We start from the raw sequence: 15,114 nt of genomic DNA, 5'->3' as shown, positions 1-15,114 counted from the left end.
GCCCGGTCCCCTTTGGGGCCGGGCCTCCTGCATTTGCGCTGGTGCCGGATGACCACCGGACGCCCGCTATAGGCATGGAGGATTGACCCAGAAAACGTTCCGGAAGCTCCCAGCCGCTTGTGTCCTAATGGATCGTAGGAAGTTGGTTGAACGCGGTCTCAATTGACGATGAACTTTTCGAATCAGTAGGGTAGACGGTTTGAGTAGCACCCTGGAGGCAAGACTTTGACAACCACGCGCCCGATTGCGCTGCGGCGAACTAGCGGCGAGATGCAGAATTCGGCGCCTAAATCGACGTTCCGTCCTGAAATCCAGGGGCTTCGATCTGTTGCCGTCCTCATGGTTGTCACCTACCACATCTGGTTTGGCCGGGTCTCCGGCGGGGTGGATGTCTTCCTCCTGGTTTCGGCATTCCTCATGACCTTGCAGTTCACGAGGCGTTTTGAGCAGCGCCGGGCCATGGATCTGCCGAGGCACTGGCTCCATCTGTTCCGTCGGCTGCTCCCTGCCGCCGTCATCGTCCTGTTGGGCACCTTGGCGGCCATTTTCGCGGTGGTACCGAAAACCCGTTGGGCAGCTCTGGTCGACCAGGTGTGGGCTTCACTCTTCTACTTCCAGAACTGGCTCCTGCAGCACGACGTGGTCAACTACTACGCCACCGACCACAGCCAGGCGAGTCCACTTCAGCACTTCTGGTCGCTCTCTGTTCAAGGCCAGGTGTTCATCCTGTGGCCGGTTATCTTCGCCCTCGTTGCGCTGGTTTGCAGAAAATACGCCCTGCCCTACCGGGCAGCGCTGATGTATGTGTTTGGCCTGATCTTCTTGGTATCGCTCACGTACTCAATCATTGCCACCGCGGTCAACCAAACCACCGCCTACTTCGACACCTTCGCCAGACTCTGGGAATTCGCGGTTGGAACGCTGGTTGCACTCATCCTGCCGGCGCTGAAGCTTTCGAAGTCCGTTCGGGTAGTGATGGGCTGGGTTGGCGTCGTTGCGATGCTGAGCTGTGGAATCGTGCTCCAAGTCCAGACGGCGTTCCCTGGTTTCGTCGCCCTGTGGCCCACGTTGGCAGCGGCCTTCATCATCGTGGCGGGCCAGACCAGCAGCCGCTTCGGTGTGGATCGGATACTGAGCTCGAAACCCCTTGTCCGGCTGGGCGACAACTCCTACGCCTTATATCTGTGGCATTGGCCGTTGCTGGTCCTCGCCCTCGTCTGGAGTGGAAAAGACCATGCCGGATGGCTCTCGGGGTCGGTCATTATCGCGACGGCGCTGGGCCTGGCGGTCCTGACCACCAAGTTTGTCGAAAAGCCGGTCAGGGAATGGAAGTGGCCTGAGGCGAACCGCCGCCGCGCCGTCGTCGCAATTGCGCTCTGCATCTGCGTAGCCGCCGTTCCCTTGCTTGCCTTCAACGTGCAGCAGACGGTCAGCGCCAAGATCGCCATGGATCAGGCAGAAAAGGACAATCCGGGCGCAGCTGCCTTGGTCCCCGGCTACGTCAATGAAGCCAGTCCTACAGCGGTCCTCCTCCCGACGGCGGAAAAGCTGGCCCAGGATTGGGTGCACCTGCCCAGCCAGTGTACGGGTGACTTGAAACCCGCATCGAAGCTCCTCCAAGGCGCTTGCGGCCAGAACAACCAGCCCGCGGACGCGAGCCGCAGTATTCTGGTGCTCGGGGACTCCCACGCAGAGCAGTGGATGGCTGCCGTGGCGCCGATGGCTGACCAGCAACAGTGGAGCCTCTACCACCTGTTGCTCGGCGGATGTCCGTTTAGCGTTGACAGCACCGGCCTCGGCGATCAGTGCAGGACGTTCAACCAGGCCGTCATGCAGCAAATCGATGCGAAGAAGCCCACCGCCGTGTTCCTCGTGGGTACCGCAGCATCACCCTCTTCGCCCGATGAAAAGCTGACCGTCGGATTCGAAGACACCGTGAAGTGGCTCAGCGACAAGGGCATCGACGTCGTTGCCGTGCGCGACAACCCGAGGTTCGACTTCAACATGGCCGATTGCGTCGTGGTCAAAGGTCGGCACAGTCCTGACTGCAACCGCGGCCAAGCGCAGCAATTGGCGCCTGAAGACCCCCTTGCCGCACTCAAAGGCAAGTATCAAGGCCTGTCCATCCTGGATATGACCGACCTCATCTGCAACGGCGGCGAATGCCCCGGGGTTGTGGGCAACACCTTCGTCTACATCGACAACAACCACCTCTCCAAGACGTACGTGGAGAGCATGGCTCCGATGTTCCAGCAAAGATGGATGGCCGCCACGGGTTGGAGCTAAGCGGGCCGCGCCGCCCGACCTCGGAGCGCTCGACGGCGGCCGCCGGGTGCTGTTGCTCACATTGCCCTCGCGGAATATGGGGATCGGCGGCGAGGTTCTACTATTTATTCAGAACCTTTCTGCACAGGCCAGTCCCGTAATGACGGGCTGGTCATCAGCTGCAACCCCTACCAGAGCAACCCCCAAGAACCAAGGTAAGAGGCGCACTCATGACCCAGCCCGAACACGATCCCTTTGGCTTTGTTGGCCTGACCTACGACGACGTCCTGCTGCTGCCCGGCCACACCAACGTCATTCCGTCAGAGGCTGATACTTCCTCCCGGATCTCGAAGCGGATTTCGGTCCAGACGCCGCTGTTGTCCGCCGCCATGGACACCGTCACCGAGTCGCGCATGGCCATCGCCATGGCCCGCCAGGGCGGCCTTGGCGTCATCCACCGCAACTTGTCCATCGAAGACCAGGCTGACCACGTCGACCGCGTCAAGCGCTCCGAGTCCGGGATGATCACCAACCCCCTGACCATCCACCCGGAAGCCACCCTTCAGGAACTGGACGAACTGTGTTCGCGTTACCGGGTTTCCGGCCTGCCTGTCATCGACACGGACGGCCGTCTGCTGGGTATTGTCACCAACCGCGACACCCGCTTCGTGCCGGAGTCCGACTTCCCCCTGCGGCTTGTCAGCGACGTCATGACCAAGATGCCGCTCATCACGGGCCAAGTCGGCATCAGCCGCGAAGAGGCCTCGCACAAGCTGGCCACGAACAAGATCGAGAAGCTGCCACTCGTTGACGAGCAGGGACGCCTCAAGGGCCTCATCACCACCAAGGACTTCACCAAAGCCGAGCAATACCCCCTCGCGACGAAGGACGAGGAAGGCCGGCTCCGCGTCGGCGCCGCCATCGGTTTCTTCGGCGATGGCTGGGAACGGGCCATGACCCTGATCGACGCTGGCGTCGACGCACTGTTCGTGGACACCGCCAACGGCCACTCTCAGGGCGTCCTGGACTTGATCACGCGCCTGAAGTCCGATCCCGTCGCCGCGCACGTTGACATCATCGGCGGCCAGGCCGCCACCCGTGAGGGCGCCCAGGCACTGATCGACGCCGGTGCCGACGGCATCAAGGTGGGCGTGGGCCCGGGGTCCATTTGCACCACCCGCGTTGTCGCCGGTGTCGGCGTCCCCCAGATCACGGCCATCTACGAGTCCTCGAAGGCTGCCATCCCTGCCGGTGTTCCGCTGATCGCCGACGGCGGCCTGCAGTACTCGGGCGATATCGGCAAGGCCCTCGTGGCCGGTGCGGACACGGTCATGCTCGGCTCCTTGCTGGCCGGTTGTGACGAGTCGCCGGGTGAGCTGATCTTCGTGAACGGCAAGCAGTTCAAGAGCTACCGCGGCATGGGTTCCCTGGGCGCGATGCAGTCCCGTGGCAAGAACACCTCCTACTCGAAGGACCGCTATTTCCAGGCGGACGTTTCCGGCGACGACAAGCTCATCCCGGAGGGCATCGAAGGCCGCGTCGCCTACCGCGGCCCGCTCTCCTCGGTGGCATACCAGCTGGTCGGCGGCCTCCGCCAGACCATGTTCTACACGGGTGCTCCGACCATCGCCGAGCTCAAGGCACGCGGCAAGTTTGTGCGCATCACTGCGGCCGGGCTGAAGGAGTCACACCCGCATGACATCCAGATGACCGTCGAGGCTCCGAACTACGGTTCCCGCTAGACGGTGCTCCCGTCCCAGGCAGCAACATGTGAGCCCGCCACCTCCCCCATGGAGGTAGCGGGCTCGCCTGTTTTACGACGCATCGCCTGTCGTCATGCTGTACGTCACCCTGCCGGTACATCACGCCGCACTGGGATAACCTAGAGCAGTGACTTACGAGATTGAGATTGGCCGTGGCAAGCGTGGGCGTCGTGCCTACTCCCTGGATGACATCGCGATCGTCCCCAACCGCCGGACGCGCGACCCCAAGGACGTTTCCGTCTCGTGGCAGATTGACGCCTACAAGTTTGAGATGCCGGTGATCGCCGCACCCATGGACTCCGCGATGTCGCCTGAATCGGCCATCGCACTTGGCCGGCTGGGCGGTCTGGGCGTTCTGGACCTCGAGGGCTTGTGGACGCGGTACGAGGACCCCCAGTCCGTGCTGGACGAGATCTCTGCCCTTGCGGATGAAACGGCCAGCCCGACGGTCACACGGCGCATGCAGGAGCTCTACAAGGCCCCCATCCAGCCCGAATTGATCACCACCAGGCTTGCGGAAATCCGTACATCCGGCGTGACCGTGGCCGGCTCGTTGACGCCGCAGCGTACGCAAGAGCACTACAAGACCGTGGTGGCCGCCGGCGTCGACATTTTTGTCATTCGGGGCACCACCGTCTCGGCCGAACACGTCTCAAAGAATCATGAACCGCTGAACCTCAAGCAGTTCATCTACGAACTCGACGTACCGGTGATCGTCGGCGGGGCCGCCGGCTACACCCCGGCCCTGCACCTCATGCGTACCGGAGCGGCCGGCGTCCTGGTGGGATTCGGCGGCGGCGCAACGACCACCACGCGCCGTGCGCTCGGCATCCATTCGCCCATGGCTTCCGCCATTTCCGATGTCGCTGCTGCGCGCCGCGACTACATGGATGAGTCCGGTGGACGGTACGTGCACGTGATCGCCGACGGCGGCATGGGTTCTTCGGGTGACATCGTCAAAGCCATCGCCATGGGCGCCGACGCAGTCATGCTCGGCAGCGCTTTGGCCCGTGCGGAAGAAGCCCCGGGCAAGGGCTGGCACTGGGGCCAGGAAGCCCACCACCTTGAGCTGCCGCGCGGCGACAGGGTCAACGTCGGCACAGTCGGTCCCCTCGAGGAAGTGCTCTTCGGGCCAGGCCACCACACCAACGGCACGTCCAACCTGATCGGCGCGCTTCGCCGTTCCATGGCGACCACCGGCTACTCGGACCTGAAGGAGTTCCAGCGGGTCGACGTCGTCGTCTCGCCTTACTCGGGCCGGTAGCCTCCACTCGGTCCGCGTTAGCCGGCCCGCGAAAACCCTGCCCAAGCCGCTGGACAAGAAGTAGTGTGGGGAACTACGGGCTTTGTGCGATGGGAGGCGTCCAATGAGCAGTGTTGCAGATGGTTCGCAAAGGGATGATGCATCAACAGGTGCATTGAGTCCGCAGGCCCGGGCCAGATCCATAGACGTTCTCAAAAGCACCACTGAGCCTGGCAAGGAACTCGACATCCTGATTGTCGGGGGAGGCGTGGTCGGGGCCGGCGCGGCTTTGGACGCGGTGACCCGCGGCTTGTCCGTGGGCATCGTTGAGGCCCGGGACTGGGCTTCGGGAACCTCGTCCAGGTCCTCGAAGCTGATTCACGGGGGGTTGCGATACCTGGAAATGCTGGACTTCGCGCTGGTCCAGGAGGCTCTCCAGGAACGCGGATTGCTGATCCAACAGGTCGCACCCCACCTTGTCCGGCCGGTCCCGTTCCTGTACCCGCTGACCCGGCGTTTTTGGGAGCGGCCCTACGTTGGTGCCGGGATCTTCCTCTATGACACGCTTGGCCTCACGTCCGGCCACAGCCGCGGTGTGCCGATGCACAAACACCTCTTCCGGCGCGGAACCCTCAGGGCAGCGCCCAGCCTCAAGAGCGATGCCTTCGTCGGCTCCATCCGCTACTACGATGCACAGGTCGACGACGCCAGGCTGGTGGTCAACGTCGTCCGCACTGCGGCACACTACGGGGCGCACGCCGTGAACAGGATGCGCGTGGTGTCGTTCGTCCGCGAGGGCGAACGCGTGGTGGGCGCGAAGGTGGAAAACCAGGAAGACGGCAGCATCATCGAAGTCCGCGCCAAGCAAGTAGTCAATGCCACGGGAGTCTGGACGGACGAGACCCAGGCCATGGTGACGGATCGCGGCCAGCTCAAGGTCCGCGCTTCCAAAGGCATACACCTTGTGGTCCCGCGCGACCGCTTTCAGTCCACGGTCGGATTGATCCTGAGGACCGAAAAGTCCGTGCTGTTCGTCATCCCTTGGGGGCGGCACTGGATCATCGGCACGACGGACACCGACTGGAAGCTCGACAAGGCGCATCCTGCCGCGTCCTCGAAGGACATCGACTATGTTCTTGAACACGTCAACCGGGTCTTGAAGCGGCCCTTGACCCGTGAGGATGTTGAGGGCGTGTATGCGGGTCTCCGTCCGCTGCTGGCGGGGGAGAGCGACTCCACCGCCAAACTTTCACGCGAACACGTGGTGGCGCACCCCGTTCCGGGCCTGGTGGTGGTTGCGGGCGGAAAGTTCACCACGTACCGGGTCATGGCGAAGGACGCCGTGGACGAAGCGACCCGGGCCATGGACGAGCGCGTACCCGCGAGCTGCACCGACACCATCCCGCTCCTGGGCGCCGAGGGGTTCAAAGCCGCATGGAACCGGCGGGCAAGAACCGCTGATGAGGCAGGGATCCACGTCGCAAGGGTGGAACATTTGCTCAACCGCTATGGCTCCATGACCCCGGAAGTGCTGGCGATCATCAAGGACAACCCGGCCATGGCCGAGCCGCTGCCGGGGGCAGACGACTATCTTTCAGCAGAGGTCGTGTATGCCGCGACCCATGAGGGTGCACGGCATGTCCATGATGTCCTGACCCGGCGCACGCGTATCTCGATCGAGTCGTGGGACAGAGGTGTTTCCGCGGTCCCTGTTGTCGCTAAGCTGATGGGAGATATTCTTGGCTGGAGCGACGCGCAGCGGGAAAGCGAAATCAAGCACTACCTGGCCCGGGTGGAAGCTGAACGGCTCAGCCAACAGCAGCCCGACGACGAATCGGCCGATGCTGCGCGCATGGGTGTCGATGATATCGTCCCCCTCCGCTAAGCGGCCCGGGTTGGCTGGGCACACTGGAGGGAAAACGACTTGGCGGAACCACTGGACCCGTATGATGCCGAACTGACGACGCCGGAGACCGTCATCCTGGAGATGGAAGCGGTCGACAAAACAGATGCCGCGGGCCAGCTCGCCGAACGACTCTACGCCGCCGGGCGCATCACGGACCTCAAGGGCTTCCTCGAAGTCGTCAACTCCCGTGAGCACCAACTTGCCACCGGGTTGCCGGGCGGCATTGGCCTTCCGCATGCCCGCAGCGAGTTTGTCTCCCGGGTCTCCATCGCTGTCGGTGTCACGAAGTTCGGACACGCCTTGGACTTCGGCGCCAGCGACGGACCGGCAACCTTGGTCCTGCTCATTGCTACCCCCGCCAGTTCATTCTCGGACCATTTGGAAGTCCTCGCGACCTTGGCCCGCTCGCTGTCCAAGGAATCGTTCAGGGAATCCCTCCGGCGCGCCCACGATCCCGAAGTCATCGCCGAACTGATCAATTCCAGCCTGGTGTTCTTCGACCACTAGGGGGCAGGCCTTTCGTTTAGCTGTTCTACAGCTTGACGAAGTACGGTTAAGGGGTGTTGAAAACCGCTCTGAAGCCCCGCTGGATCGCAGGACTTGTCTTCGCGCTCCTGCTCTCCGGGGTCTTTGTGCTGCTCAGCCAGTGGCAGTTCGGCAGATCCACCCAGAGCGACGTCCCGGTTGAGGACCCCGCGGTGGAGCAAGTCAAGCCGCTTACCGGGCAACTTCAGCCTGGAACGTTCTTCCCGGGTTCGGCATCAGACCAAATGGTCAGCGCCAAGGGCAGTTACGACCCCACCAAACAGGTCCTGGTGGAGGGCCGGTTGCTCGCCGGGCAAAGAGGGTACTGGGTAGTGACCGCGTTTGCTGTCGACGGCGCCCCGGTCCTGCGCGGCGCAGGCGCCTCCGCGAAGACCTGGATCCCCGTGGCCCGCGGCTGGGTCGCCGATCCTGCCCAAGCCGGGCCGCCGCCGTCGGGCACCATTGAGCTGACCGGACGGCTCCTGCCGTCCGAGGCACCAGTGCCAAACGTCGACGCCGGAGCGGGCCGCTCGTCTGCGGTTTCCGTCGCGGAACTCATCAACACATGGGACGTCTCAAGCTATCCCGGCTTCATCGCCGCCACCTCGGAAGTATCGGCGGGCAAGACCCTCGCACTTCCACCGCAGCTGAAGCCGTTGAATATCCCGGCCCAGCCCCCCAACCAACAGATCAACTGGCTCAACCTTTTCTACTCCGTGGAATGGGTGGTCTTTGCAGGATTCGCCCTCTACATTTGGTGGCGCATGGTGGCCGATGACTACCGGCGCACCCTCGAAGAAGACGAGGAAGAGCCCGAGGACGAATTCCCGCCAGACGATTTGCCAGCAATTACCAAGCCAGAACAGGTAAAGCCATGATTGAGCCCAAACCGGCCATCCAGCCCGAACAGTCCGGAGAATCTGCCGCAAAGCCAAGCGCGGCCAAGAAACGCCGCTTCGGCGGAACAACGGCCCAGATCCGCTCGGCCCTGAAGTTCTATAAAGTCATGGCCTACCTCACCGGTACCATGCTGCTGCTCCTGTGCGCCGAGCTCGTCGCGCGCTATGTGTTCGGCGTGTATCTCTTCGCCGGCGGGACCAATGCAATCACTGGTCAGCCGTTCGGTTTTGGATTTGCCGATGCTGAGTCCAAGGCGGTCCTGGGCGGCGTCAACGTCTCCGTGGGCGTCCTGATCGTCCATGGCTGGATGTACGTGCTGTACCTCATCTCGGACTTCCGGTTGTGGTCGCTCATGCGCTGGCCGTTCACGAAGCTCATCCTGCTCGCCCTGGGCGGCGTTGTCCCTCTCATGTCCTTCATCGTGGAGAAGAAGTTCCACTCGGAGGTAGAGATGGAACTCGCCGCGAATCCGCAGGCTTCCAAGCGCTACTGACGGGCGTGCCCCGGCGCGCATTGTGAGATCGCTAACGTCGGGCAGTTTCCGGGCTGGTTTCCGGGCTTCACGACCGGCTCCAAGGTGCACCGGGGCATCCGGGCAAAGTAGGCTGTTACGGTGACTACTCCCACCGCACCCTTCAGTTCTGAAGCTCAGACTTCCCAGAAGCCGGTGCTGGTTGTTGACTACGGTGCCCAGTACGCGCAGCTGATTGCCCGCCGCGTCCGTGAAGCGAATGTGTACTCGGAAATTGTTCCGCACACGTTCACCACCGAGCAGCTTCTGGCCAAGAATCCGGCAGCGATCATCCTCTCCGGCGGACCTTCAAGCGTTTATGCCGCGGGTGCCCCCAAGGTTGGCGCGGACCTTTTCGAGGCCGGCGTCCCGGTCTTCGGTATTTGCTACGGCTTCCAGGCGATGGCGAACGCGCTCGGCGGCAAGGTCGCGCAGACCGGTTTGCGGGAGTATGGCGCAACCGAGGCCACCACCGTTGGCGGACCGCGCTCCATCCTTGCGGGTGTCCCGGACTCCCAGAACACCTGGATGAGCCACGGAGACTCCGTTCATGAGGCTCCTGAAGGCTTCGAGGTCCTCGCGACCACCGCAGGCGCACCTGTGGCTGCTTTCGCGAACGAAGAGAAGCATCTCTACGGCGTGCAGTGGCACCCGGAAGTAAAGCACTCTGTCCACGGCCAGCAGGTTCTGGAGAACTTCCTGTTCAACGGAGCCGGCCTGAAGCCGAACTGGACCACCGGCAACATCCTCGAAGAGCAGGTGGACCGGATCCGCCGGCAGATCGGTGACGCCAAGGTCATCTGCGGCCTCTCCGGCGGCGTCGACTCGGCCGTCGCTGCAGCCCTCGTGCAGCGCGCCGTGGGCGATCAACTGACCTGTGTATTCGTGGACCACGGCTTGCTGCGCGAAGGCGAAGCCGAACAGGTCGAGCGTGACTTCGTTGCGGCAACCGGAGTCAAACTCTATGTCGCCAACGAGCAGGAGCGATTCCTCTCCGCCCTGGCCGGGGTCAGCGATCCCGAGACCAAGCGTAAGATCATCGGCCGCGAGTTCATTCGTGCGTTCGAGGAAGCAGAACGGGCCATTATCGCCGAAGCTGCCTCCGAAGGCGAGAGCATCAAGTTCCTCGTGCAGGGCACCCTGTACCCGGACGTCGTCGAATCCGGCGGCGGCGAAGGTGCCGCGAACATCAAGAGCCACCACAACGTGGGCGGCCTGCCCGAGGACCTGCAGTTCGAACTCGTTGAACCGCTCCGCGCCTTGTTCAAGGACGAGGTTCGTGCCGTGGGCGCACAGCTTGGCTTGCCGCAGGAAATCGTCGGTCGCCAGCCGTTCCCCGGACCCGGCCTGGGTATCCGCATTGTCGGGGAAGTGAACAAGGAACGACTCGACCTGCTTCGCAAGGCAGACGCCATCGCGCGGGCCGAACTCACTGCAGCCGGACTCGACAACGACGTCTGGCAGATGCCTGTGGTACTGCTGGCCGACGTCCGCAGCGTTGGCGTGCAGGGCGACGGGCGCACCTACGGACACCCGATCGTGCTGCGTCCCGTTTCCTCCGAGGACGCCATGACGGCCGACTGGTCGAGGCTCCCTTATGACCTCCTCGCCCGGATCTCCAACAGGATCACCAACGAGGTTGACGGGGTCAACCGCGTGGTACTTGATGTCACCAGCAAGCCGCCGGGAACCATCGAGTGGGAATAGCATTCTGAGTGACCGGCCCCTGTTCCAGGGGCCGGTCACTTTGCATCTCCCCTGAAATCAGGGGTAATTTGCCTTTCGACCAGTGTTGCGGTGCGGACTGCCGGTCGATTCCCGCTACCCTCGAAAGTATGCCGATTTGGTCCAAGTCGTCTCGAGCTATCACAGAAAAGAAGGCAGCGGTGTCAGTAGGTCAAAGCCACGAAGAGAGCTCCCTGGAGCTCCGGAAATGGCTGTCCGGGCTCAAGCCCGTGACTGGTGCAGACAGCATGCTGCGTTTCGTCAAGACGCCGGAAGGGTCGATAGACCTGAGCAACGGCCACCCCTCAGGCCTGGCACAGCTCCTCGCCGGGCGTCGAACCCGGCTTTCCACCCTGATCCGGGATCGTCAGCAGTATCTTGTTGCCGCGCGTGCCGCCAGGAACCTTCGCTCCAAGATCTTCGAATTGGGAAACGACCGGGGGATCGACGCCGGTTATCTGTCCTGCGGCACGGTGGTGTGGACATCGGCGGTCGGAGGAAAACCCCAACGAGTCTCAGCCCCTGTTATGTTGGCCGCCATCTCACTCACGGCGCGGCCGGGCGAAGATGACTACGAGCTGCAACTCACCGAGCAGGCGGGCATCAACCCCGCGTTGGTCCGGCACTTGAAGGCAGTCCATGGCATTGTCTTTGACGTCAACGCCGTGAGCCGTATGGCGTACAACACCGCACGCCTTGATCCGCAGCCGGTCCTTGACCGACTGGCCACGTTGGTGCAACCGATCCACGGTGCCGAGGTAACCCCCAATCTCCTCATCACGACGTTGGCGGATCTGTCCGGGAACCTGGAAGACCCCTGGATCAACGAGAACAGCAGCGTCGTGGCCTCCCTGTTTGAAGCAGCCAACGGCGGGGACGTGGAACCCGAACCCATCAAGTCCGGACGGTTCCCGAACCTCGACGAGCGCGACCCCGCCGAAGAGTCGCTGCTCCTGGATGCGGACCCGGACCAGCAGTACGTGGTGGATGCCGTGCGGGCAGGCGATTCGCTCGTGGTGAGCACCCCGCCAGGCAGCGGCCAGACCCAGACGGCGATCAATGCCATCGGTGCCCTCGTCAATGAGGGAAAATCGGTGCTTGTCGTGGGCGACCGGCGGGCGAGCCTCAACGGTCTGGCGGCCCATTTTGAAGCCCTGGGCCTTGAATCGATGCTGTTCAGGCCGGGCAACGGTGCCACGCCCCAGCAGCTCAAGGGCCAGCTGGTCAGCGCGATCATCCGCAACGAAAAGTCGCTGGAGCCGCAGCTTGCGAATCTCCACAAGACCCTGACCGAGCACCGCCATGCCCTCATGGACCATGTCGCGTCTTTGCATAATGTACGCCAGCGCTGGGGATGCTCGCCCTATCAGGCGATGCAGTCGCTCGCGGAGCTGACCTCGATCCAGCCTGCCCCGGCCACGACCGTGCGCTTGAAGCGCAGCGTGCTGGACAATATCAAAGACCGCGCTGAGCTGGCTGAAAGACTCCGACGCGCGGCCGAGCTTGGCAGCTTCAGCCGTGCATCGACGTCGAGCCCCTGGTACGGGGCACGCCTGGTCACCCGCAAGGAGACTGAGGAAGCCCAGCAACTGGCCAGCAGTGCCGCCGAACAGCTTCCCCGGTTGCGGGAGCGGATGAACCAGGTTGCGGAGCACTCCGAAATCCGGCTTGGGGCGAACTTCGCAGAATGGGGCGCCCAGCTTGAGCTTTTGATGGCGGTGCGGGAAAGCCTGGACAAATTCACCCCGGATATTTTTGACCGGCCAGTCCACGATCTGATTTCGGCTACCGCTACCTCCGCCTGGCGTCGTGAGCGCGGAGTGGAGATGCCCTCGATGCAGCGCTCCCGCTTGCGTCGCGTGGCAAAGGAGTACGTCCGGCCCGGTGTCCACATTGCGGATCTGCACAGCTCCTTGGTGCTCGTTCAGGAACAGCGGGCACTGTGGGCAGAGTACGCGACCACACAGCGCCATCCGGCCGTGCCCTCCGGGCTGGCGGACCTGGGCGCCAGCTACCGCGAACTGGACCGGGATCTCCGCCGTCTGGGCGATTTCCTGAAACACACTGCCGGCGGCGGCGATCTCCACGCGACCCGCTACGAAGATCTCATGCAGCGCCTTGAGCGCCTTGTGGCCGACACGGGAACCCTGGAAACGCTCCCGGAGCGCACACTTCTGGTCGAGAATATGCGCGAGCATGGACTCGCCGAGCTTCTCGCCGACTTGGCTGAACGCGAAGTTCCCGCCGAATCCGTTGCCGCGGAACTGGACCTTGCCTGGTGGCAGTCCGCCCTGGAAGCGATGATCAGCGGTGACGACTACCTCGCCATGTCCGACGGCGATTCCCTCCGCCGTCTCGAAGCGGAGTACCGTCTCGCGGACCACGCGCACATCGCCAGCGGAGCCGCCCGGCTGCGCTGGAAACTCGCCGAAATGTGGCGTGCTGGAATCGCTGAACATCCCCGCCAATCTGAGCTGCTGCGGAACCTCATCAAGGACGGCCGCGTCACTCTCTCGGCGCTCAGCGCCCAGGCGCCTGCCCTTGTTTCCCGCTTGGTTCCCGTGTGGTCCATCAGTCCGTACTTGCTGACCGGCCTCTTGCCCGCAGAGCAGAAGTTCGATGCGGTGGTGATTCTCGACGCTGAGAGCACATCCTTGCAGGCCGTGCTGCCGGCGATCGCCCGGGCCCGGCAAGTGGTTGCCTTTGGCGACTCGAAGATCGCCAATGCCCGCACCTTCAGTGTTGCCGTGGAACCCCCCATGGCCGGTGCCGCCAGCCAAGAGACCGTAGACAGTGCTTTCAGTGCCTTGGCCCGGGTCCTGCCCACGTGGCAGTTGAACTGGGTGTATCGGGCGGTTGACGAAGACCTCTTGCTCCAGCTGAGCAAGAACTACTACAACGGTGGCCTGCGCCGGCTGCCGGACGGCCAATCTGTAACAGGGTTGGACCGCTCGGTAGTGGTTGAGTACATCCCGGACGGTACCGGCCTGCCTGGGGCGGATCACGAAGGTGTTGAATCGGTCGCTGCTGAAGTGAACCGCGTGGTTGACCTGGTGTTTGAACACGCCAGCCTTAGGCCGCGGACCTCGCTCGCTGTGGTCACCGCAAGCCTGCGCCACGCCGCAAGGATCGGCGAAGCCATCAGGCTTCAGCTTCCTAACTATCCGCTGTTGTCGGGTTTCTTCAACGCCGGCGCGGAGTCCTTCCGCGTGGTGGATTTGGAGCGCGCGCAAGGACTCGTCCGCGACCACATCATCTTCTCCCTGGGCTTTGGGCGCACCCCGCATGGCCGGGCGCTGCACAGTTTCGGACCCCTGTCCGTCGAAGGCGGCCGAAACAAATTTGCCTTGGCAATGACCCGCGCCCGGAGATCGTTGCACGTCCTGAGCTGCTTCCGTCCGGAGGACCTCGATCTGGACAGGTTGGCTCACGGCGCCGTGGAGTTCCATGAACTCCTTGACCGTGAACTGTCCGGGAATTCGGATCTGGGAACGCCAGCCACCAGGGCCGCGGCCAGCGAGCAAGCGCTCGGAGAGGATCCGTTGGTAGCGGATCTGGGCGAGCGACTCCGTGCCCGCGGAGCCCGGGTGTGGCACCACTATGACGGAGCCTTGGACATCGCCGTCGCGACAGATCCGGTGCACACCATAGGCCGTGATGACACCGAGATGCCAACACCGGTGGCCATTGAGTCGGATGGCACGGAACGATACCGCCGCATGAGCGTCAGGGAGCGAAGCCGGCTCCGGCCCCAGCTCCTGGAACGCCTTGGCTGGCGTTACATGTCCCTGTGGACCATCGAAGTATTCACGGATCCCTCGTCCTGCGCTGATCGCATTGGATCCTATCTGGGACTGGAGAAGCCGGTAGCACCCTCGTACGGTGCCGTCCAGGATGGATTCCTGGACATCGATGTTGAACAATTGGAACTGGACGGTCACCCGGACCCGGCCGCGGCCGGCCCTGGCGGTACGCAAGGCCTTGGCTCGGGACCGGTCATCCCCTAAGGAAGCGCAATGGCGGAAAGCAAAAGCACTCAATCCAGGCACTCCGCGGACACCGGTGCCGACGCAGTAGGCGCTGACACAAAGTTGGGCGAGCAGGAGAAAACACAAGTGAAGCCGGTGCCGGAGCGGAAGCATGCGGGCGAGAGCGTTCTGCCAAAGAAAGCCTCCGAAGATGATCCACGCCGGTGGGGTGATGAGCCTGGTTACGATCACGATGCCTGGCTGAAGGAGCAAAGGCCCCCGCATTGGGGCTGAACGTTCCATCATGG

At 63.2% G+C, this 15,114-nt stretch carries 8 protein-coding genes and 1 pseudogene; all 9 read left to right on the top strand.

The window, feature by feature from the left end:
* The first annotated feature begins 270 nt into the window (after positions 1-270).
* The 9 genes and pseudogenes from AB0O52_RS06200 (at position 271) to AB0O52_RS06160 (ending at position 15,100) form a co-directional block, all read left to right on the top strand.
* Positions 271-2,286: an acyltransferase family protein gene (locus tag AB0O52_RS06200; protein WP_364535594.1), complete on the top strand. Its 2,016-nt coding sequence runs from the start codon at positions 271-273 to the stop codon at positions 2,284-2,286.
* A gap of 209 nt (positions 2,287-2,495) precedes the next feature.
* Entirely contained in the window at positions 2,496-4,007 is a 1,512-nt protein-coding gene (gene guaB, locus AB0O52_RS06195) for an IMP dehydrogenase (protein WP_364534913.1), read from the top strand.
* 148 nt (positions 4,008-4,155) lie between these two features.
* Entirely contained in the window at positions 4,156-5,292 is a 1,137-nt protein-coding gene (locus tag AB0O52_RS06190; RefSeq protein ID WP_364534910.1) for a GuaB3 family IMP dehydrogenase-related protein, read from the top strand.
* Positions 5,293-5,395: 103 nt separating this feature from the next.
* A complete protein-coding gene (locus AB0O52_RS06185; RefSeq protein ID WP_364534908.1) occupies positions 5,396-7,156 on the top strand; it encodes a glycerol-3-phosphate dehydrogenase/oxidase in 1,761 nt (586 codons plus the stop codon).
* 39 nt (positions 7,157-7,195) lie between these two features.
* Positions 7,196-7,684 (top strand): PTS sugar transporter subunit IIA, encoded by a 489-nt coding sequence (locus tag AB0O52_RS06180; RefSeq protein ID WP_364534905.1) that lies wholly within the window; start codon positions 7,196-7,198, stop codon positions 7,682-7,684.
* Positions 7,685-7,737: 53 nt separating this feature from the next.
* The gene (locus tag AB0O52_RS06175; protein WP_364534903.1) at positions 7,738-8,580 is read left to right on the top strand and encodes an SURF1 family protein; all 843 of its coding nucleotides are present in this window, start codon (positions 7,738-7,740) and stop codon (positions 8,578-8,580) included.
* Complete coding sequence (locus AB0O52_RS06170) at positions 8,577-9,095, top strand: DUF3817 domain-containing protein (RefSeq protein ID WP_284980769.1); 519 nt, start codon at positions 8,577-8,579, stop codon at positions 9,093-9,095. Before AB0O52_RS06175 ends, AB0O52_RS06170 begins: the two co-directional genes overlap by 4 nt.
* Positions 9,096-9,215: 120 nt before the next feature.
* The gene (guaA, locus tag AB0O52_RS06165; RefSeq protein ID WP_364534901.1) at positions 9,216-10,820 is read left to right on the top strand and encodes a glutamine-hydrolyzing GMP synthase; all 1,605 of its coding nucleotides are present in this window, start codon (positions 9,216-9,218) and stop codon (positions 10,818-10,820) included.
* A gap of 128 nt (positions 10,821-10,948) precedes the next feature.
* A pseudogene (locus AB0O52_RS06160) lies at positions 10,949-15,100 on the top strand (AAA family ATPase).
* The last annotated feature ends 14 nt before the right edge of the window (positions 15,101-15,114 follow it).

This window comes from Arthrobacter sp. NPDC080073 (genome assembly GCF_040686575.1).
GTDB lineage: Bacteria > Actinomycetota > Actinomycetes > Actinomycetales > Micrococcaceae > Arthrobacter.
The sequence above is the reverse complement of the archived record's forward strand: the minus strand, read 5'-3'. Positions and strand labels throughout refer to the sequence as shown.